This is a genomic window from Pseudonocardia benzenivorans CB1190, assembly GCF_000196675.2.
In the GTDB taxonomy this organism is placed as follows: Bacteria; Actinomycetota; Actinomycetes; order Mycobacteriales; family Pseudonocardiaceae; genus Pseudonocardia; species Pseudonocardia benzenivorans.
Genome location: NC_015312.1, coordinates 6,914,921 through 6,934,879 on the forward strand (window position 1 = coordinate 6,914,921; position 19,959 = coordinate 6,934,879).

19 protein-coding genes are annotated in these 19,959 nt (G+C 73.3%); 5 read left to right on the plus strand and 14 right to left on the minus strand.

The features are described from left to right. Positions 1 to 20: 20 nt before the first annotated feature. From PSED_RS32770 to PSED_RS32810, 9 genes are all read right to left on the minus strand, one after another. The gene (locus PSED_RS32770) at positions 21 to 935 is read right to left on the minus strand and encodes a PNPOx family protein (RefSeq protein WP_013678507.1); all 915 of its coding nucleotides are present in this window, start codon (positions 933 to 935) and stop codon (positions 21 to 23) included. 161 nt (positions 936 to 1,096) lie between these two features. Further along, positions 1,097 to 1,753: a TrmH family RNA methyltransferase gene (locus tag PSED_RS32775; RefSeq protein ID WP_041763030.1), complete on the minus strand. Its 657-nt coding sequence runs from the start codon at positions 1,751 to 1,753 to the stop codon at positions 1,097 to 1,099. 205 nt (positions 1,754 to 1,958) lie between these two features. Next, entirely contained in the window at positions 1,959 to 4,373 is a 2,415-nt protein-coding gene (locus tag PSED_RS32780; protein WP_013678509.1) for an AAA family ATPase, read from the minus strand. Then, positions 4,370 to 5,038, minus strand: coding sequence for a hypothetical protein (locus PSED_RS32785; protein ID WP_013678510.1), 669 nt, complete (start codon positions 5,036 to 5,038; stop codon positions 4,370 to 4,372). The genes PSED_RS32780 and PSED_RS32785 overlap by 4 nt, the downstream gene beginning before the upstream one ends. 154 nt (positions 5,039 to 5,192) lie before the next feature. Continuing rightward, the gene (pyrE, locus tag PSED_RS32790; RefSeq protein ID WP_013678511.1) at positions 5,193 to 5,744 is read right to left on the minus strand and encodes an orotate phosphoribosyltransferase; all 552 of its coding nucleotides are present in this window, start codon (positions 5,742 to 5,744) and stop codon (positions 5,193 to 5,195) included. Between the two features lie 127 nt (positions 5,745 to 5,871). Then, positions 5,872 to 6,645, minus strand: coding sequence for an SDR family NAD(P)-dependent oxidoreductase (locus tag PSED_RS32795; protein WP_013678512.1), 774 nt, complete (start codon positions 6,643 to 6,645; stop codon positions 5,872 to 5,874). A 221-nt stretch (positions 6,646 to 6,866) separates the two neighbouring features. After that, a complete protein-coding gene (locus tag PSED_RS32800; protein ID WP_013678513.1) occupies positions 6,867 to 7,529 on the minus strand; it encodes a type III secretion system chaperone family protein in 663 nt (220 codons plus the stop codon). A 66-nt stretch (positions 7,530 to 7,595) separates the two neighbouring features. Beyond that, positions 7,596 to 8,549, minus strand: coding sequence for a hypothetical protein (locus tag PSED_RS32805; RefSeq protein WP_013678514.1), 954 nt, complete (start codon positions 8,547 to 8,549; stop codon positions 7,596 to 7,598). Further along, positions 8,546 to 8,851, minus strand: coding sequence for a hypothetical protein (locus tag PSED_RS32810; protein ID WP_013678515.1), 306 nt, complete (start codon positions 8,849 to 8,851; stop codon positions 8,546 to 8,548). The genes PSED_RS32805 and PSED_RS32810 overlap by 4 nt, the downstream gene beginning before the upstream one ends. Before the next feature lie 224 nt (positions 8,852 to 9,075). On the opposite strand from PSED_RS32810, the gene PSED_RS32815 reads away from it, so the two are divergent. Next, positions 9,076 to 10,071: an IS110 family transposase gene (locus PSED_RS32815; protein WP_233899235.1), complete on the plus strand. Its 996-nt coding sequence runs from the start codon at positions 9,076 to 9,078 to the stop codon at positions 10,069 to 10,071. Further along, complete coding sequence (locus tag PSED_RS32820; protein WP_233899503.1) at positions 10,029 to 10,328, plus strand: hypothetical protein; 300 nt, start codon at positions 10,029 to 10,031, stop codon at positions 10,326 to 10,328. Before PSED_RS32815 ends, PSED_RS32820 begins: the two co-directional genes overlap by 43 nt. A gap of 26 nt (positions 10,329 to 10,354) precedes the next feature. Here PSED_RS32820 and PSED_RS32825 read toward each other — a convergent pair whose 3' ends face one another. Then, entirely contained in the window at positions 10,355 to 10,717 is a 363-nt protein-coding gene (locus PSED_RS32825) for a YbaB/EbfC family nucleoid-associated protein (protein WP_013678516.1), read from the minus strand. 108 nt (positions 10,718 to 10,825) lie between these two features. Then, positions 10,826 to 13,441, minus strand: a complete 2,616-nt coding sequence (gene clpB, locus PSED_RS32830; protein ID WP_013678517.1) for an ATP-dependent chaperone ClpB — start codon at positions 13,439 to 13,441, stop codon at positions 10,826 to 10,828. A 154-nt stretch (positions 13,442 to 13,595) separates the two neighbouring features. Between clpB and PSED_RS32835 the strand changes: the two genes are divergently transcribed. After that, positions 13,596 to 14,807: an ATP-binding protein gene (locus PSED_RS32835; RefSeq protein WP_013678518.1), complete on the plus strand. Its 1,212-nt coding sequence runs from the start codon at positions 13,596 to 13,598 to the stop codon at positions 14,805 to 14,807. Positions 14,808 to 14,876: 69 nt separating this feature from the next. Continuing rightward, positions 14,877 to 15,914 carry a tetratricopeptide repeat protein gene (locus tag PSED_RS32840; protein ID WP_013678519.1) on the plus strand — a complete coding sequence of 346 codons (1,038 nt, stop codon included), beginning with the start codon at positions 14,877 to 14,879 and terminating at the stop codon, positions 15,912 to 15,914. Positions 15,915 to 15,921: 7 nt separating this feature from the next. Here the strand turns inward: PSED_RS32840 and PSED_RS32845 are convergent, their stop codons facing one another. After that, a complete protein-coding gene (locus PSED_RS32845; protein WP_013678520.1) occupies positions 15,922 to 16,644 on the minus strand; it encodes a pyridoxamine 5'-phosphate oxidase family protein in 723 nt (240 codons plus the stop codon). A gap of 306 nt (positions 16,645 to 16,950) precedes the next feature. Between PSED_RS32845 and PSED_RS32850 the strand changes: the two genes are divergently transcribed. Further along, positions 16,951 to 18,147, plus strand: coding sequence for a globin domain-containing protein (locus PSED_RS32850; protein ID WP_013678521.1), 1,197 nt, complete (start codon positions 16,951 to 16,953; stop codon positions 18,145 to 18,147). 147 nt (positions 18,148 to 18,294) lie between these two features. Here PSED_RS32850 and PSED_RS32855 read toward each other — a convergent pair whose 3' ends face one another. Then, positions 18,295 to 18,762: a heat shock protein transcriptional repressor HspR gene (locus tag PSED_RS32855; RefSeq protein WP_013678522.1), complete on the minus strand. Its 468-nt coding sequence runs from the start codon at positions 18,760 to 18,762 to the stop codon at positions 18,295 to 18,297. A 5-nt stretch (positions 18,763 to 18,767) separates the two neighbouring features. Beyond that, the gene (gene dnaJ, locus PSED_RS32860; protein WP_013678523.1) at positions 18,768 to 19,955 is read right to left on the minus strand and encodes a molecular chaperone DnaJ; all 1,188 of its coding nucleotides are present in this window, start codon (positions 19,953 to 19,955) and stop codon (positions 18,768 to 18,770) included. Positions 19,956 to 19,959 lie beyond the last annotated feature (4 nt).

Consider the following 19,959-nt stretch of genomic DNA (forward strand, 5'->3'; position numbering starts at 1 on the left):
CGGCCGACGCCCACAACCGGTCAGGGCGCGGTGAGCGGCGGGTTCCACGGGGAGGCGACGACGTCGTCGGCGTGCACGGACGTCGACCCGCTCGCCGTGGCCTCGACGGTGAAGCGGACCCGACGGCCGGTGCGGTCGTCGGCGGCGGGCTCCGGCAGACCCTCCCAGTCGATCACGGCCGTGCCCGACAGGTGCAGCGTCGTACCGGTCGCGAAGTCGAGGAACAGCAGCGCCGCCGCCGGGTCGACCGCGATGTTGCCGAGGCTGTTGAACAGGTTGTTGCCCGGATAGTCCGGCCACCACAGCTCGTGTGCGTTCTCGACGCGGACGAAGCCCGGGGCGCCGCCGCGGTGGGATGCGTCGCTGCCACGGTCGGGATGGGTGGTGCCCAGCAGGAACGTGTCGGCGTTCCGGACCAGCGCGACGTCGGCGTCGCCGAGTGCCGCCCCGCGCCGGACTGCCCCGGACGACCCGACGTGCGCGGTGCTGTCGAGGACGCGCTGCTGGATGTACTGCGGGCAGTTGCCGAAGGCCTGCTCGGCCGCGACCACGAGCCCGGAGGCACCCGAGACGGCGAGCGTGCCGTTGACGCGGATGCGCCGCCGCCGCGCGAAGTCGACCGCGATCAGCCCGACCGCCTGGCCCGCGGGGACGTCGTGCAGCGGGTCGCCCGCGGCGGGCCGGCCGTGCACCCGCAACGTGGTCTCGTCCGCGACCTCGAGGAACCCGGGATCGCCGGTCAGCGGGGAGATCCAGAGCCGCCCACCGGCGTCGCGCGCGGTCAGGGCGGCGAACGTGCGATCGGCCAGGAAGCGCTCGGCGCCACCACGCAGGTCGGGTGCCGCGAGCATCCCGGCGAGTCGCGCGGCGTCGCCGCTGACCCCTGCGCGTTGCTGCACGGCCACCTCGCCCGCGTGGAAACCGTGACCGGCCATGTGTGCCTCCCGAGGTCGGGAACGGACGTTCCCTCCTCCGATGATGCCTAATGCTCATAGCCCTGTCTATCCATTAGAACAGGTCGTGAGCAGCGACACCGGCGACCGTTCTCGTCACCCCCCGCGGCGGGCGTCGCTCCAGGCCCCTCCACCAGTGGGTGCTACCAGGCATTCCGCAGGTCCGCGTGCTCGCGGACCCACGCGTGCATGACGATCCCGGCCGCGACCCCCGCGTTGATCGAGCGCGTCGACCCGAACTGGGCGATCGACACCAGCCGTGCCGCCGACGCCCTGGCGGTGTCGGTGAGGCCCGGGCCCTCCTGGCCGAACAGCAGCACGCAGCGTCGGGGCAACGCGGTCGTCTCCAGCCGCACCGCGCCCGCGGTGTTGTCGACGGCGACGACCGGCAGTCCCCGGTCCGCCGCCCACGCCGCGAGCGCCGCGGCATCCTCGTGGTGGTGGAGCTGCTGGTACCGGTCGGTCACCATCGCGCCGCGCCGGTTCCAGCGCCTGCGCCCGACGATGTGCACCCCTGCCGCGGCGAACGCGTTGGCCGTGCGCACGACCGTCCCGATGTTGTGGTCGTGGCCGAAGTTCTCGATCGCGACGTGGAAGGGGTGCGCGCGGCTCGCGAGATCGGCGACCACGGCCTCGCGGCGCCAGTACCGGTACGCGTCGACGACGTTGCGCCGGTCCCCGCCCGCCAGCAGCTCCGGGTCGTACCGCGGGTCGGACGGCGGTGCGCCCTCCCACGGCCCGACGCCCACCTGCCCGGGGACTGCCCACTCCGTCGCCCCCGGCTCCTCACCCGTGCTCACGACGCCATGCTCCCCGGCGCCGTCCGCCACCGTTCCGCCACCCCACGCGCCCGGGGATCCGGCCCAGGTCCGGCGGATCGCCGGCGATCGGTCGTCGGCGTCGCGACGGCGGGCTACCAGCAACCTCGCCCGGTTGCTCGACCGTCGGCAGTGAGCCTCTCTGTGTCCGACGTGACCCGCCGGAGGTCGCGCGGACCGGGACGGGTCACGACTGGGTGGGTGGCGGTGCCGGCGTCGCCGCGGCGCTGGTCGGCGGGTCCTCGTGCAGCCGCACGACCGGCAGCGCGAGCTGGACGGCCGTGTGCCCGACGTGCGCCCCGACCGCCGCGGCGTGGTACTCCTCCAGCCGCGCGAGGAACTCCGGGTCGCTGTAGATGCGCCCGTCGACGCCGGGCCCGACCGTGCCGTTGAGCACGGCCTCGACGTCCTCGCCGGAGAGCGTCTTGTGCGTCTCCAGCGCGTGGGCGATCGCGAGCACCGAGGAGCGGTTGTCCTCCAGGATCTGTTCGGCCCGGTCGAGCAGCCGCCCGAGATGGTCCTCGATGCGGTCGGCCAGCGCCCGCCGCAGCACGACCTCGGTGCTCTCGCCGCCCTTGCCGGGAGCGCCCTTGCCCCCGCCCGGGCTGCCGACCTCGAGCCGGCGCGCCGTCGAGTACGACGACACCGTCGCGCCCATTCCCCAGAAGCCCTCCATGAACGACGCGAGGGTCGTCGCCGACTCGAGGTCGCCGGACACGCCGGAGGAGCTGTCGCCGTCGAAGAACATCCGCTCCCCGGCCAGCGACGCGAGCGAGACGAGGATGTCGGCCTCGTACTCCGAGCGCCAGCGGGTGAACTGGTCCTCCGGCGGGATGCTCGCGACCATGCCGAGGTAGTCCGAGCCCTTCTCGATCGTCGCGAGGTCGATCTCCATGTGCTCGCGCACCCGGAACGCGACGACGGCGTGACAGCCCTCGTGCACGGCGACGGCGTGCCGCTCGCGCTCGATGTACTCGACGTCCTCCGGCGGGCCGAGGTCCTTGAGCTGCTTGGCGCGCAACACGTCGCGCCAGGTGATGACCTCGCGGCCGTCGCGGATCGCGGTGATCAGGGCCTCGTTGACCAGGTCCTTGATCGTCGCGCCCGTGGCGTACGGGGTGATGGTGGCGAGCTTGTCGAGGTGCTCGTCGGTGATCTCGTGCGGGACCTTGTCGAAGTAGCCCTGGTAGGTGCGGATGCGCCCGGCCTTGCTGGGGTAGCCGACCTTGTAGATGCGGTCGATGCGACCCGGTCGCAGCAGCGCCTCGTCGAGCGCCTCGGGCATGTTCGTCGCCATCATGACGAGAATCCGGTACTTGGGCGGCGGCTTGGGCCGCATGCCGAGGGCGCGGCGGCCCCACCGGTTGAGCAGGCCACGTGGCTTCTTCAGGCCGGACAGCTCCGTGAGCAGCGCCTGCAGCGTGCCCATGCCGCCACCGCCGCCGTTCATCCCGCCCATGACGAACCGGCTGCGCCGCTCCGGCTCGGGCGCCGGCATCGAGCGCATCGCCTCCCGGGTGAGCAGGGAGCGGGTGTCCTCCGACAGGTAGGAGAAGCCGTGGCAGCCGGCGGCGTGGAACGGCGGGGCGGCCATGCCCCGGGGCCCGCCGCCGGGGCCGACCTGCGCGAGCGAGCCGCGGTTGCCCAGCGCGTCGGCCTCGTCGAAGAAGACGATCACGCCGCCGTAGCGCAGGGACAGCTTGCGCAGCTTGCGGAACAGCGACTTGACCTTGAGGATGCCGACGCCCATGAACATGTTGATGAACGCGCCGGGGTCGACGAAGACGTAGGGCCGGCCGGTCTCGCCCGCGACGGCCTCGGCCATCAGCGTCTTGCCGGTACCGGGCGGCCCCCACAGCAGGATGCCGCCGGGGACGTAGCCGCCCTTGGCCTCGATCTCCTCGGGCCGCTCCAGGTACATGATGTTCTCGCGGATCCGGTCCAGGACGTGGTCCTGGCCCCAGACGTCGGTGAACCGGGTCTTGATGTCGTCCGGGTAGTAGGTGTCGACGCCACCGCGGGAGAGCAGCCAGAACAGCCCGATGAACTGGAACGCGATGAAGAAGAAGGCGAAGAGCAGCTGCAGGATCAGCGGCATCGCCTGCCAGATCAGCGCGGGCAGCTGGAACACCGCGAGGACCGGCGAGGTCTCCAGGATCGCGGCGGCGACGAACGCGAACAGCACCAGCAGCGCGACGATCTTGATCAGCCGGCTGAGCCGGAACCGGGTCCAGTCGGAGAACCGCTTCTTCACGGCCCGGTCGAAGCCGCCGAAGACCTTCTCGGACCAGAACCGGTGGTAGCCGACGGAGCGCTCGGAGACGAAGTAGTGGAGCTGGCGCAGCAGCTCCAGCCCGGCGAGCCAGATCAGCCACTGTGACTCGTAGATCTGGATGCGCAGCGAGTCGGCGAAGGAGATGAGCGGGTTGTCCGCCATCGCCGCCCAGACGATGACGAAGAACGCCACGGCGAACAACAGCAGCAGCCGGATGCGGTTCCACATCGGCATGGGCTTGCGCGTCGTCGGTCGCTCCGGCGGGGGGACGTGGTGGTGCTGCGCCTCCGTCCCGTCGCCGGCCTTCGTCATGTCGGGGGCCGTCATGGGCTGTCCTCCCGCACGGTGAACGAGTTCACGACGCCCTCGATCTCGGACTGTCGCTTCTGGAAACAGTCGGCCGAACACCGCGCGATCGCCATGTAGACCTTGCTGGCGTCGTCGTTGAGGTAGCCGAGCTGGTCGAAGACCTGGGGCGGCCCGCCGTCGAGCCGGTAGACGTAGACCGAGTGCACCCCGCGCACGCCGTGGCCCGGTGTGAGGACCTCGTCGGCGATCATCTGGAAGTCGGTGAGCCGCGACGCCGAGCCGGACAGCATGAGGTCCTGGCGGGCCGAGGCCGAGACCGGGAAGCGGAAGTCCCGGATCACGTCGAGGCTCACCTGACCGCGCGACTTCTCCGGCACCCCGTCGACGCTGACGAGCACCAGCGGCTCCTCCGTCTGCGGGTCGAACATGTGCTGGAGCTCGGGGGCGGAGTCGGCGTCGTACCCGACGATCCAGGTGCCCTCGGCGCTGCTGTCGGCAGGCGGCGTCCCGAGCGCGGCGGTGAACTGCGCCGGGTCGATCTGGTGCCACGTGTTCGGCACCTTCAGGTAGGTCTTGTCGGCGGAGTTGGTGACGTACGTGGCGCTCGGCCCCCCGCACGCGGCCAGCAGCGCCGCGGCTGCGGCGAGACCCAGTACCGCGGCTCGCAGACGTGGGACGACCACGGCTTCCCCCCTGCGTGACCTTCTCGTGACCAAAATGAGTATGAGGCACGAACCTGGCCGTTGCCTGGGCCGAACAGGTTGCGGCTTCGTTTCGGCCCAGCGGCCCTCGACCCGCGACACCCGTCCGGGCCAGCGGCCACGGCGTCCGTTCGGACTAGAGCCCGATGTCCGCGAGGCTCAGCAACGCCCGGTAGGGCAGCCCCTCGGCCTCGATGGCCTCCTTGGCGCCCGTGTCCCGGTCGACGACGGTCGCCACCCCGACGATCTCGGCGCCCACCTCGCGGACGGACCGCACAGCGGTCAGCACCGAGCCACCCGTGGTCGACGTGTCCTCGACGACGAGCACCCGGCGGCCCGCGATGTCCGGCCCCTCGACGAGGCGCTGCATGCCGTGCTCCTTCGTCGCCTTGCGGACGACGAACGCGTCGAGGGCGACACCGTCGGCCGCCGCGGCGTGCAGCATCGCGTCGGCCACCGGGTCGGCGCCCAACGTCAGCCCACCCACGGCCTGGAAGTCCCAGTCGGCGGTGAGCACCCGCAGCAGCCTGCCGACGAGCGGGGCCGCCTCGTGCTGGAGCGTGACGCGGCGCAGGTCGACGTAGTAGTCGGCCTCGGCACCCGAGGCGAGGGTCACCCGGCCGTGGACGACGCCCAGCTCACGGACGAGCGTCGCGAGCCGCTCGCGGTCGGTGTCGGGGTGGCTCATCGGACCGCCTCGGCGGGGCTCGTGCGCCGCACCGCGCAGGCGCGGTGCCGCCGGTCCGCTCGCCCGCCCGGATGCCGATCTGTGGCGCGGCTGCGCTCGCTCATGGAAGTGCCTTCCTCGGGGACCCTCAACGCCGGCCCATGCGGCCGGCGAGGCGGCGGACCAGCCCGCGCGGCAGCAGATCCACCACGCCGACGATCGTCTTGTACTGCGGGCTGGGCACGGACACGACGCGGCCCTTCGCCAGGTCGGCGAGGCAGTCGTCGACGACGCGGTCGGCGTCGAGCCACAACGGCCCGGTGCGGTCGCCGACGTTCATGCCGGCGCGCTCGTGGAACTCGGTGCGGACGAAGCCGGGGCACAGGACCAGCGCGCGCACGCCCGTGCCCGCCGTCGACGCCGCGACGGCCTCGGTGAACGAGGTGACCCACGCCTTGTCGGCGCTGTAGATCGACCCCTGCCCGGGGACCAGACCCAGCACGCTCGACACGTTGACCACCGCCCCGCGCCCACGGCTCAGCATCCCGGGCAGGGCCGCCCTCGTCAGCTCCATGACCGCGGTGACGTTGACGTCGTGCTGGTGGCGGAGGTCCTCGGCGGAGGTGTCGACGAACCGCGTCCGGTGCGACATGCCCGCGTTGTTGACCAGCAGGTCGACGGGTGCGACGTCGGGGTCGGCGAGCCGGTGCGCCACACGCGCGCGACCGTCGGCGGTGGCGAGGTCGGCGGGGAGGACCTCGACGTCGACACCGACGCCGCCGGCGCCGAGCCGCTGCGCCGCGGCACGGAGCCGCTCGGCGTCGCGGGCGACGAGGACGAGATCGTGCCCGTCCGTCGCGAGCCGCGCGGCGAAGGCCGCGCCGATGCCTGCGGTCGCGCCGGTGATCAGTGCTGTGGGCACGCGATGACCCTAAGGGTGTCTGACGGATCGCCGTCGATGGGCTCGGTGATCCGGGCGGTTCGTGGCAAGACGGAGCCGGGTCGGCATACCGGGCGTATTCGGGCCCGGCGACAACGCAGCCACGGGCCGTCCGGGCGCCGAGACCGCGGCGAGTGATCTGTCGGACGCCCCCTACCCACCGTGCGTCCGGTGGCGCCGCGCCGGTTCGGTTCCGATCGGGGTCAGTTCTTGCTCAGCCGGTGGCGGGCGGCACCCTGGCCCTCTTCGAGCGCGTGCGCGACCTCGGCCATGTCGGCGAGCAGGTCCTGCAGCCGCTCGGTGCTGCTGTCGACGGGCGCCGCCGCGAGCACCCACGCGTCCTCGGCCCAGAGCAGCTCGATGTCGTCGCCGACGGCGTCGCCCGCCGTGGCCAGTTCCGGGGTGAGCAGCGGCTTGACGGCCTCGGCGTCGGAGACGAACGCGTAGCGCTCACCGACGGGCGCGAGCAGGTCGAGCCCGGCGTCGTCGGGCAGCGGCGCCGAGGGCAGCCGCAGCTCGACGGCGGCCGGCAGCTGCGACTGCACCTGCACGGCGGCGAGCACCGAGCTGATCCGGCCGTGCTGCTCGTGGTCGAACACGTAGGCCTGACGCGGGCCCTGGTGGGTCGGGACGGTGCCGCTGACCAGGTTGCGGGCCACGCCGGGCCCACCCTGGTGGATCGTCCCGTAACGCCAGCGGCTGGGCAGCACGGGGTCGCTGTCGGCGTACTCCCACTCCCGCAGGGCGGCCCAGCGCCTGCGGTCGCGGGTGCCCCCGTCGCCGCGGGTGCGGTCGGCGATCAGGAGCCCGATCCCGGCCAGGAGCGCGACCACGGCGATGACGAACCAGACCGACGCGTTGCCCACGGCGCGGAGCCTAGCCGCGCAGCCCCGCCACGTCCGGTAACGCGCCGGTCACTCGCCCGTTCGGCGTCACCCCCGGCCCGCGGCGGCCGCGCCGTGCTGCTCGTCGAGCCATGTGAGCCCGGTGCCGACGACCGTGCCACCGGCGACCTTCTCGACCTTCTCGATCCCGTCGGGAACCCGCAGCGGGTTCTCGCCCACCCAGCGGGCCACACCGGGCGCGCCGTCGAGGATCTCCTCCGCCCTGGCCGCGATCCCGTCGAGCCGGCGCAGGACGCCGGCGAGCCGCTCCGCGGCCGCGCCGAGGCATCCGATCACCTTCTGCACCAACGCCACGCACCGCCGGGCGAGCGCCACCGCGGCGGCGACGACGTCGGCGACCCACACCAGCAACGACGTGCCGGCCGTGAACGCCGCCGCCGCGGCCGCCACCAGTGCAGGGCCGACCAGGCCGCCGACGAAGTCGGCGATCGCGTCGCGGATCGTCGAACGGACCGTCGCGACGTTCGCGGCGGAGTCGAGGAGCTCCCCGCTGACCGTGTGGGCCTCCTCGGCCGCGACCCGCAGCCCGCCGGTCCACTCGTGGGCGGCGGCGCGGTACGCGGCGGCGGCGGCGCCGTCCCAGCCGCGGACCGTCCGCAGGCCCTCGGCGTTGACGGTGGCCGCCGACGAGAGCCGCGTGGCGACGCCCGCCCACGCCGCGGCCTCGGCCGTGATGGCGCGGGGATCGCCGGCGAGGGCGTCGAGCGGTTCGCGCAGGAACGACACGTGCTCGATCAACCAGCCCACCCCGGCCGACGCCAGGCCGCCGAACGGGTCGACGACGACGCCGAGCACGTCGATCCCCGCCGACGCGGCCTTGATCGCGATGGTCGCGGGGTCGCCCTCGCCGATCGCCCCTGCCGCCTCGGCGACGCTCTCGACGACGCCCGCGCCGGCCACCGCGGAGGTCTCCTCCGGACGGACGGCGACGTCGGCGGACAGGCCGGCCCGGGCGCTGTCCGGTGGGGCGACGACGGTCATCGCCCGACCGTCCGCCACAGCCCGGCGGCCCGGCGCTCCGCCTCCGCGTAGGCCGCCGCGGCCTCCCCGAGGTGCTGCGCGGTGCGCGCGCCCGCGTCGGCCAGAGTCGTGACCGCTCGGGCCGCGCCCTGCGCACCCCGGATCGCCGCGCCGCTGAACACCCGACCGACCAGGCCGTACGCGTCGGGTCCGAGCCGGCTCCCGGCGACCGCGGCCTCCCGGATCTTCCCCGCGACGGCACCGACGTCGGCCCCGTGCCGGGCCAGCATCACGACGTCGACGGTGTAGCCGCCGTCGGTCACTGGTCCACCCTCTTCTGTGCGGGGGTCATGAGGGCCTCTGTGGTAGGAAACGGTCGGGAGCCGGGGTGACGGCCCGCGTCGGTCGCCGTGAGACGGCCGCGATGACACTGCCGCCCCCGGTTCCTGCCCGGTCTGAGATCGACGACAGAGGGCTGCTGCGGTGTTGAGTGCCGGTCAGTGACCACTCGACTCGGGGCCGGGCTCTCGACCGTGTCCTGCCCACTGTGGACAGGAAGGCGACGAACGTGTCGCTGGTGGGTGCCGAGTACTTCGTGGGGATCGACTGGGCCGCGACGAACCATGCGGTATGCGTTCTCGACTCGTCCGGGCGTCGAGTCACCGGGTTCGGCGTGGAGCACACCGCGGCGGGGTTCACCGGTCTGATCCGCCGACTCGCCAAGCTGGGTGAGCCGGGCGGGGTGCCGGTGGCCATCGAGCGCCCGGACGGGCGGCTGGTCGACGCGCTGCTCGCCGCCGGCTACCCGGTGGTGGCGGTGAAGCCGAACGCGATCAAGACCTGGCGTGAGGGTGAGGTGATCTCCGGGGCGAAGTCTGATCCCGGTGACGCTCACGTGATCGCCGAGTACCTGCGTCTGCGCGCGCATCGGCTGCGGGCGGCGACCCCCCTGTCCGAGGACACCCGCGCGCTGCGTCTGGTGTCGCGCACCCGCTCGGATCTGGTCGCCGCCCGTGTCGCGGCGGGCAACCAGCTCGCCGCGCTGCTGGACACGGCCTGGCCCGGGGCGAAGGAGATCTTCGCCGAGGTGACCTCGGCGATCAGTCTGGCGTTCCTTCACCGCTATCCGACCCCCGATCATGCCGCGCACCTCGGGGAGAAGCGGATGGCGGCGTTCTGCATCAAGCACGGCTACTCCGGACGTCGCAGCCCCGCCGAGCTGCTCACCCGGCTGCGCGCCGCACCGGCCGGTGTCAGCGGCGCAGTCGTGTCCGACGCGCTGCGCGACGCCGTCCTCGCCCTGATCGCGGTCCTGACCGCGCTCAACACAGCGATCAAGGACCTCGACCGGTCCAACGCCGCGCACCTGCACGCCCACCCCGACGGAAAGGTGTTCACCAGCTTCCCCCGCGCCGGACTGGTCAACGCCGCCCAGATCCGCGCTGAGCTCGCCGAACCGACGCCTACTCCGGACCGGATGCCATCGCTGCCCTCGCCGGGCTGGTCCCGGTCACCCGCGCGTCGGGCAAGCACCACGCGGTGAGTTTCCGTTGGGCCTGTAACAAGCGGCTGCGCGTCGCGTTGACCACCTTCGCCGACAATTCCCGCCACTCCAGTCCCTGGGCCGCCGGCATCTACCGGCGAGCTATCGCCGGCGGCAAGGACCATCCGCACGCGATCCGGATCCTCGCCAGAGCCTGGGTTCGAGTGATCTGGCGCTGCTGGAACAACGGACAGCCCTACGACCCCGCCCGCCATGGCGGGGCAGCCCGCCAACTCAACCCACCGACCGCAGCCTGACGATCTTGAGGTTGACACAGAGGGTGTCATCGGGGCGCCCCGACGAGCGCCGAGCGCAGCAGGTCGATCGTCGCCCCCGCGCCTCCGACGACGCCCTCCGCGACCTCGACCGCCCGGGCGGCGGCGATCGCGCGGGCGGCCGCCGCCGTCGCGACGATCTCGGCGGCCAGCCCCTCACGGCCCAGGGACTCGGCCTGCGGCCCCAGCGCGAGCCCGACGAGCGCACCGGACGGCGACGTCGTCGCGGTGACGGCGCCGTCGCGGCTGCGGGCCGTCCCCGTGACGGCGGCGAGCTCGCCGCCGAGCCGCTCGGCGCGGGCGGCGGCGTCGTCGAGTCGCAGGCGGTAGCCGTCGAGCCAGGCCTCCGGGCCGCTCTCGTGTGTCGTCATGGCCGCGGACGCTAGAACGCACGACGCGGGTGGCGCGGGCGTTCGCGCCGGATCGGTTCCGGTCGCGAACCCCGCGCCACCCGCGCAGGAGTGTCGTGAGGTCGTGAGTCAGACGGTGACGGGCGAGCTGGCCCGGCCGACGATCAGTCCGCCGGTGCCGCCCGCGGCCGACGGGTCGAGGTCGACCCGGACGGTGTCGCCCTCACGGACGGCCCCCGCGAGCAGCTCCTTGGCCAGCTGGTCGCCGATCGACGACTGGACCAGCCGGCGCAGCGGCCGCGCGCCGTAGACCGGGTCGAACCCGTTCATGGCCAGCCACTCGCGCGCCGCGTCGGACACGTCGAGCGTGAGCCGCCGCCGCGCCAGCCGGTTGCCCAGCACGCCGAGCTGGATGTCGACGATGTGGGTCAGCTCCTCGGTCGACAGCGCGTGGAAGACCACGACGTCGTCGAGCCGGTTGAGGAACTCCGGCTTGAAGTGCCGCTGCACCACCGACATGACCGCGTCCTTGCGGGCCGCGTCGTCGAGTGCCGGGTCGGCGATCGCCTGCGAGCCGAGGTTCGACGTCAGCACCAGGATCGTGTTGCGGAAGTCGACCGTGCGGCCCTGGCCGTCGGTGAGCCGACCGTCGTCGAGCACCTGCAGCAGCGTGTCGAAGACGTCCGGGTGGGCCTTCTCCACCTCGTCGAACAGCACCACCGTGTAGGGGCGGCGCCGCACGGCCTCGGTGAGCTGGCCGCCCTGGTCGTAGCCGACGTAGCCGGGCGGGGCGCCGACGAGGCGGGCCACCGAGTGCTTCTCGGAGTACTCGCTCATGTCGATGCGCACCATGGCGCGCTCGTCGTCGAACAGGAACTCCGCCAGCGCCTTGGCGAGCTCGGTCTTGCCGACGCCGGTCGGGCCGAGGAACAGGAACGACCCGGTCGGGCGGTTCTCGTCGGCGATCCCGGCCCGTGCCCGGCGCACCGCGTCGGACACCGAGCGGACGGCCTCGGCCTGACCGACGACGCGCTTGCCGAGCTCGTCCTCCATGCGCAGCAGCTTGGCCGTCTCGCCCTCGAGCATGCGGCCCGCGGGGATACCGGTCCACGCGCTGACGACGTCGGCGACGTCGTCGGGGCCGACCTCCTCCTTGAGCATGACGTCCTCGGTCCGCTCGACGTCGGCGGTCTTGGCCGCGAGCTCCTTCTCCAGCGCCGGGATCCGGCCGTAGAGCAGCTCGGACGCCCGGCCGAGGTCGCCGTCGCGGTCGGCGCGCTCGTACTCACCACGCAGCTGCTCGAGCTGGGCGGCGAGCTCGCGGGTGGCCTCGATGGCGCCCTTCTCGTTCTGCCAGCGGGCGGTCAGCGCGGACAGCTGCTCGCGCTTCTCGGCCAGCTCGGAACGGAGAGCCGCGAGCCGCTCCTTCGAGGCGGCGTCGGACTCCTTCTCCAGCGCCATCTCCTCGATCTCCAGCCGGCGCACCGCGCGCTCGACGGTGTCGATCTCGACGGGCCGGGAGTCGATCTCCATGCGCAGCCGGGACGCGGCCTCGTCGACGAGGTCGATCGCCTTGTCCGGCAGGAACCGGGCGGTGATGTAGCGGTCGGACAGGGTGGCGGCGGCGACGAGCGCGGCGTCGGTGATCCGGACGCCGTGGTGCACCTCGTAGCGCTCCTTGAGCCCACGCAGGATGCCGACGGTGTCCTCGACGGACGGCTCGCCGACCAGCACCTGCTGGAACCGCCGCTCCAGCGCGGGGTCCTTCTCGATGTGCTGGCGGTACTCGTCGAGCGTGGTGGCGCCGACCATCCGCAGCTCGCCACGGGCGAGCATCGGCTTGATCATGTTGCCCGCGTCCATCGCGCCCTCGCCGGTCGCGCCCGCGCCGACGATCGTGTGCAGCTCGTCGATGAAGGTGATGATCTCACCGGCGGAGTCGGTGATCTCCTTGAGGACGGCCTTGAGCCGCTCCTCGAACTCGCCGCGGTACTTGGCGCCGGCCACCATCGAGCCGAGGTCGAGAGCGACCACGCGCTTGTCGCGCAACGACTCGGGCACGTCGCCCGCCACGATCCGCTGGGCCAGGCCCTCGACGATCGCGGTCTTGCCGACGCCCGGCTCGCCGATCAGCACCGGGTTGTTCTTGGTGCGCCGGGAGAGCACCTGCACGACGCGACGGATCTCGGTGTCACGCCCGATCACGGGGTCGAGCTTGCCCTCGCGGGCCCGGGCCGTGAGATCCTGGCCGTACTTCTCCAGCGCCTGGTAGGTGCCCTCCGGGTCGGGACTCGTGACCCGCGACGAGCCGCGCACCTTGGTGAACGCCTCGCGCAGCGCGTCGGGGGTGGCGCCGTGGCGGCGCAGCAGGTCGGCCACCGGGCCGCCCTTGTCGGCGAGGCCGACGAGCAGGTGCTCGGTGGAGACGTACTCGTCGCCCATCTCGGTGGCGAGCTGCTGGGCGGCGGTGATCGCCGCCAGCGCCTCCCGCGAGAGCTGCGGGGCGCTGACGGTCGAGCCGGCCGCGGCGGGGAGCCGCTGACCGAGCTGGGTGAGCTCGGCGCGCACCGCCGCGGCGTCGGCGCCGACGGCCTCGAGCAGGGGGGCGGCGATGCCGTCACCCTGGGCCAGCAAGGCGCCGAGCAGGTGAGTGGGACCGACATCCGGGTTGCCGGCGAGTGTCGCCGCCTGGGCAGCGGCCGAGATCGCCTGCTGGGTCTTGGTGGTGGGGTTGAAGGCGTCCACCCGTGTCCTCCTGGGTCCTTCCGTGTCGCGTGGACAGCACGGCTGATGCCGAGTGTGCCCTGTCTTCTGAGCCAACGTCAGGAAACTTGAGTCTGTTCCACTCAACCACAGGGATTTTCGACGAGCTCTGCGGGTGCGGGGATACTGAGCATCGATGACCGAGGATCCGCTGCTCACGAGCCTGCTCGCGGCCGTGGCCGCGGCCCCCGACGACGTCCCCCTGCGGCTGCACGTGGCGGAGCTGCTCGCCGCCGCCCGCCGACCCGCCGAGGCGCTGGCCCACTGCAGCCACGTGCTGGCCGTCGAACCGGGGAACGCAGCGGCGCTCGCCCTGCTGCAGCGCCTCACCGCCGCCCTCTCCGCGGCGACGCCGCCCGCCCCCGCACAGCCGAGCACGTTCGACTGGGCCAAGGCCGAGGAGCAGGTCGCCGACATCGCGGCCCCCGCGTTCGCCCAGGACGCGAGCTCCCCACCGGTCGAGGACGTGGAGATCGCGCGGCGCCCGACGGTCCGGCTGGCCGACGTCGGAGGCATGGACGAGGTCAAGCAGCGCCTGGAGCTGGCGTTCCTCGGCCCCGTCCGCAACCCGGAGCTGGCGCGCCGGTTCGGCACGACGGCCCGCGGCGGGCTGCTGCTCTACGGCCCGCCCGGCTGCGGCAAGACGTTCATCGCCCGCGCCGTCGCGGGCGAGCTGGGCGCGAAGTTCGTCGAGATCGGCATCGCCGACGTGCTCGACATGTGGGTGGGGCGCAGCGAGCGCAACCTCGCCGAGCTGTTCCGCACCGCCCGCCGCAACGCCCCCTGCGTGCTGTTCCTCGACGAGGTCGACGCGCTGGGCCAGAAGCGCTCGAACCTCACCCACTCCGGCAGCCTGCGCAACACCGTCAACCAGTTGCTGGCCGAGCTGGACTCGGCCACCGGCGCCAACGACGGCGTGTTCGTCCTGGGCGCCACGAACCACCCCTGGGATCTCGACAGCGCGCTGCGCCGACCCGGCCGCTTCGACCGGATGCTGCTCGTGCTGCCGCCCGACGCGCCGGCCCGCGCCGCGATCCTGCGGCACCATCTGCGGGACCGGCCCGTCGCCGAGCTCGACCTGGCCGCGCTCGTGAAGGCCACCGAGCACTACTCCGGCGCCGATCTCGCGCACGTCTGCGACACCGCCGCGGAACGCGCGCTCGCGCTGTCGATGCGGTCGGGCACCGTCCAGCCGTTGACGACGCGCGACCTGCTCGGCGCGGCGCGGGAGGTCACCCCGAGCACCGGGCCCTGGTTCGCCGCGGCCCGCAACGTCGCGTTGTTCGGCAACACCGACGGCAGCTACGACGAGCTGGCCGCGTACCTCAAGCGCAACCGGTCCCTGTGACGCCGACGTCCGTGACCACCGACCGCCGCGGGAACCCCGCAGTGAGAACCGAGCCGTGAGAACCGAGCCGTGACCGCCCCCGACGCCCTCGCCCGCCGGGACGCCCTGTCCCGCGCGGCGCACCTGCGTGCCGTCCGGAGGTTCGACGACGCCGAGCGCGTCGTGCGGCAGGCCCTCTCCTCGTTCCCCGACGACCCCGAGCTGCTGTGCGAGCTGGCCGCCGCGCTACTGGCCGCCGAGCGCCACGTGGACGGGCTGCAGGCGGCCGACGCCGCCGTCGCGGCCGCCCCCGATCGCGAACGCGGGCACCGGTTGCGCGGCCTGCTGCTGTCGATGCTCGACCGGCATCCCGACGCCGTGCTCGCCGCCTGGACGGCCGTCACCCTCGCACCCGACGAGCCCTACGCGGGCATCGCGTACTCCCGGGTGCTGCAGCGGGCAGGTCGGCCCGCCGACGCCGCGCAGGCGGCCCGGCGCGTCGTGACGCTGGCGCCGTCCTCGCCCGAGGCCCACCTGTTGCTCGCCGACGTCTCCGGTGACCTCGGTGACCTCGCGACGGCCCGGCGCGCCTACGAGGAGACGCTGCGCCTCGATCCCGAGCACGCCGCCGCCCGCCACGACCTCGCCGTGCTCGACGCCCGCACCCACCACCCCGGCCGGGCGCTGCGCGGGCTGATCGACGCCGGACGGCTCGCCCCGGCGATGGCCCACGTCCGCACGACGGCCGTGGCGGTGCTCTGGCAGCTCGCCGGCCGCACCCGGTTGTGGCTCGTCGTCGCGACGATCGCGGTGCTGGCGTCGTCGGTCGACCCGCTCGCCACCCGCGTCGTCACCGGCGCCGTGCTGGCACTGACCGTGTTCCTCGGCTGGTGGACGCTGCGCGAGCTGCCGCGCGGGTCGTGGCCGGTCGTCGTCGGCACGGTCCGGACCGACCGCCCGTTGACGCTGGTCTACGCGGTGCTCGCGCTGTGCCTGGCCGACCTCGTCGTCGTACTGGTCACGGGCCTGGGCGGGCTGGCCGTCCTGGTGTGGCTCGCGCTCATCCTGCTCGGGTTGCTGACGATCGCCGTCGGACTGGCCCGGCGCCGGCGACGTGGGACCCCCTGAGCAGGGGTCAGCGTCGGCGCAGGGTCCGGGACGCGCCGCCGGTCAGGTGCGTCGTGCTCGGGAAGCGGCGCCTCCCCGCGGCCGTGGCGGCCGGGTGCGCCTCCCGCGGCACCCGCTGCGCGCTGCCCTTGACCCGGAAGTAGTCCCCGCCCTTGCGGGCCGGGTCGTCGGTGCCCCACGCGCGGCGCTGCGACACCCGTTCCATCCGGGGGATGTGCTTGCGGCAGTGGATGTAGGCCTCCTCCACACCGACGACGACCCAGCGCTCCGCCTTGCGCCCGGGGCCGTGGTCGACCCGGGCGCGGGCGAACTCGCGGTGGAACTCGTCGTCGTCGAGGATCCGGGCGGTCCCGTTGACGTGCAGCCCGATCATGTCCTCGACGAAGTCGACCATCAGCATGCCGACGTGGGCGTTCTCGCTGATGTTGCCGAGGCTCGCGAGGACGCCGTTGCCGCGGTACTCGGGGTAGGCGAGGGTGTACTCGTCGAGCACGAGGATGAACCCGGGCGGCCCCGCGCGCAGCGACGCGTCGCACTCGCCGTGCGCGTCGGCGGTGGACACGAAGACCATCTCCATCCGGCCGATGAACTCGACCATCCGCGGCAGCAGCCGGTCGCGCAGCTGGTCCTCGTAGAACCTGTCGGCCCGGTCGGCGGTGCCGTAGACCTGCTGCAACGTGTGCTCGCCCGCCGACCCCGGACGTGACGCACCGTCGTCGGATGACTCCACAGGGGGGTCAGTCGGAAGAGTGACCGAAAGGCCGGGCGTGCGACGCGGGACGGACCGGCGGAGGCCGGAGACGCGGGGAGCCACACCCCTACGGTGCCATTAAGTACCCGCGCGGTCACGCCTTGCTCGGTGAAGCGCTACGCTGCCTCTCCCGGCGTCACCACGCGCCACCCTGCGTGATCAACGTCCCCGAACGGGTGAACGGAGCCCGCTGATGATCGACGCGCGTCTAGGGTCGGACACCCGCACGCGTCGCGCGGCGGCCACCGGACCCCCGAGCGCCACCGAGGAGAGTGTCGGCCCCCGATGACAGCCGATCAGCTGCTCAGCACCAAGCTCCCTGCGGCCGACCTCCCCGCGGCTCCCGGGCGCCCCGCCCCGCTCCCCGATGCCTCCGGCATGGTCGAGACCATCCGCCGCAGCTGGGCGGCGATGGAGGACCAGGCCGACGCCCTCGGCCGGCACTTCTACGCGACGCTGTTCCACATCGCGCCGGAGACCCGGGACCTCTTCCCGGTCAACATGGAGGTCCAGCGCAGCCGGCTGCTCCGCGCGCTGGTCCACGTCGTGCAGATGGTCGACCAGCTCGACGACCTCGTGCCGTTCCTGCAGCAGCTCGGGCGTGACCACCGCAAGTTCGGCGTCATCGCCGGGCACTACGACGCCGTCGGCAAGGCGCTGCTGTCGGCCATCGGCACCCACGCGGGCGACGGCTGGACCCCCGAGGTCGAGAAGGCCTGGACCGACGCCTACACGCTCGCGGGGCAGGCGATGAGCCAGGCCGCCGACGCCGAGCGCGGCCGCGCGTCGTGGCTGGGCCGCGTCGTCGAGCACAAGCGCATCGGGTGGGACCTCGCCGTCATCACCGTGCAGACCGACGAACCCGTGCCCTACCAGTCCGGGCAGTACGTCAGCGTCGAGACGCCGCAGCGGCCCCGGCTGTGGCGCTACCTCTCGCCGGCGAACGCGCCCCGGCCCGACGGCTCGATCGAGTTCCACGTCCGCGCCGTCACCAACGGCTGGGTGAGCCGGGCCATGGTCGCGCACTCGCGGATCGGCGACACGTGGCGGATCGGGCCGCCGATGGGCCGCATGGGCCTGCACCGGACCGAGGGCCGCGACCTGCTCATGGTCGCGGGCGGCACGGGCATGGCGCCGATGAAGGCCGTCCTCGACGAGCTGACCCGGCGCTCCGACACGCCGCGCACCCAGGTGTTCGTCGGCGGGCGCACCTGGGACGACCTCTACGACTTCGACGCGCTGCGCCGCATGTCCTACGCCCACCCGTGGCTCGACGTCGTGCCCGTGCTCGAGCGCGACGACGACGCCGTGGGCGCCGAGCGCGGCACGCTGGCCGACGTCGTCACCCGGTACGGCTCCTGGGCCGACCACGAGGTCTTCGTCTGCGGCTCGCCCGCGATGATCCGCGCGACGGTCTCGCGGATGCTGGTGGCGGGCACACCGCTCGACCGCATCCGCTACGACCCGTTCACGATGGACTGACCGTGAGTGGCGAGGTCTGACCTGGGCTGCCGCACCGTCCGGATCTTCCGCGCGCACGAGAACGCCGCGTCCGGGTGAACCGGGCGCGGCGCATGGGGGTCCCGTCGCGGGTGTCTCTTCTCGGAGGTGCCGGTCGAGTGGGTCGGCTCAGTCCGCGTCGCGGCGCGGCTTGGGTCGCCACACCACGAGTGCCTGCCGACGGTCCACCGGCACGAGATCGCGCCGGTAGGACTGGTGCACGACGGCCGCCGCCTGCTCGGCCGCGGCGTGCGCGGCGGCGAGCTCGGCGGTGAGCTCCTCGACCCGGGCCCGCAGCTCGTCGACGAGCTGCTCGAGTTCGATGATCCGCTTGACGCCGGCGAGGTTCACGCCGTCGACCTGGGAGAGCCGCTGCACCTCCCGCAGCAGCGCGATGTCGCGCGCCGAGTAGCGCCGCCCGCCGCCCGCCGACCGGCCGGGGCTCACCAGCCCCAGCCGGTCGTAGCTGCGCAACGTCTGGGCGTGCATGCCCGCGAGCTCGGCGGCGATGGAGATGACGAACACCGGGCTGTCCGGGCTCGCACCCGGCGGCAGCACAGCGTCGACGACCGGCTCGTCGCCGCCCGACCTGGTCATCCCCGTCACCTCCCGTCGAGCAGGCCCGCGCGCGGGTCGAAGTCCTTGGTGGACTCCGCGTAGGCCTGCAGTGCCTCCGTGGCCGCGTCGTCGAGCGAGGACGGCACCGCCACCTCGACGGTGACCAGCAGGTCACCGGTCTTGCCGTTCTTGCGCTGCACGCCGCGCCCGCGGACCCGGAAGGTCCGCCCGCTCGCCGTGCCCGGAGGAATCTTCAGCGACACGGTGCCGTCGAGCGTCGGCACCGTCAACGTCGCGCCGAGAACCAGCTCCGGATAGGTGACCGGCACCTTCAGCGTCAGGTCGTCGGCGTTCTTCGCCGAGCGGCCGAACACCTTGTCCGGTGTGACGTGCACCGTGACGAACAGGTCGCCCGCGGGAGCACCGCCGCGACCGGGCTCGCCCTGGCCCGCGAGCCGCACCTTCTGCCCGTCGTCGACGCCCGCGGGGACGCGGACCGTCAGGGTCCGGGTCCGGTTGCTGACGCCGCTGCCGTTGCACTGCGGGCAGGGGTCGTCGATCAGCCGGCCGGTCCCGCGGCAGTCGGTGCAGGGCTCGGAGAACGCGAACGCCCCCTGGCTCCTGCTGACCAGACCGACGCCGTCGCACGTCGGGCACGTCCGCGGCGCCGTCCCGGGCTTGGCCCCGGTCCCGCCGCAACGGTCGCACCGGCCCGGCGACGTGAGCCGGATCTGCACCTCGGCGCCGCGGACCGCGTCGTCGAACGAGATCCGCAGCTCGCTCTCGACGTCGGCCCCGCGCTGCGCGCTCGGCCGCGCGCGACCGGCGCTGCGGCCACCTCCGCCGAACAGCCCGCCGAAGAGATCGCCCAGGCCGCCGCCTGCCCCGCCGCCGGCTCCGGCGCGCGCGAACAGGTCCTCGAAGGACTGCCCGCCCGCACCGGTGCCGAAGCCGCCGGGAAAGCCGCCCGCGCCCGCCCCGAAGCCGCCACCGCCCGCGAAGAGCGCGCGGGTCTCGTCGTACTCCTTGCGCTTCTTGTCGTCGGACAGGACGCCGTAGGCCTCGGACACCGCCTTGAAACGGGCCTCCGCCTTCGCGTCGCCGGGGTTGGCGTCGGGATGCAACTCGCGCGCGAGCTTGCGGTACGCCTTCTTGATCTCGTCCGCGGACGCGCCGGAGGCGACTCCCAGCTCGCGGTAGAAGTCCTTCTCGATCCAGTCCCGCTGGGTCACTCCG

What these genes read in the sequence shown, in the direction of transcription:
- PSED_RS32770 (WP_013678507.1), bottom strand. Translation starts at nt 935, where the DNA reads ATGGCCGGTCACGGTTTCCACGCGGGCGAGGTGGCCGTGCAGCAACGC.
- PSED_RS32780 (WP_013678509.1), bottom strand. Translation starts at nt 4,373, where the DNA reads ATGACGGCCCCCGACATGACGAAGGCCGGCGACGGGACGGAGGCGCAG.
- pyrE (WP_013678511.1), bottom strand. Translation starts at nt 5,744, where the DNA reads ATGAGCCACCCCGACACCGACCGCGAGCGGCTCGCGACGCTCGTCCGT.
- PSED_RS32805 (WP_013678514.1), bottom strand. Translation starts at nt 8,549, where the DNA reads ATGACCGTCGTCGCCCCACCGGACAGCGCCCGGGCCGGCCTGTCCGCC.
- PSED_RS32825 (WP_013678516.1), bottom strand. Translation starts at nt 10,717, where the DNA reads ATGACGACACACGAGAGCGGCCCGGAGGCCTGGCTCGACGGCTACCGC.
- PSED_RS32835 (WP_013678518.1), top strand. Translation starts at nt 13,596, where the DNA reads ATGACCGAGGATCCGCTGCTCACGAGCCTGCTCGCGGCCGTGGCCGCG.
- PSED_RS32850 (WP_013678521.1), top strand. Translation starts at nt 16,951, where the DNA reads ATGACAGCCGATCAGCTGCTCAGCACCAAGCTCCCTGCGGCCGACCTC.
- PSED_RS32855 (WP_013678522.1), bottom strand. Translation starts at nt 18,762, where the DNA reads ATGACCAGGTCGGGCGGCGACGAGCCGGTCGTCGACGCTGTGCTGCCG.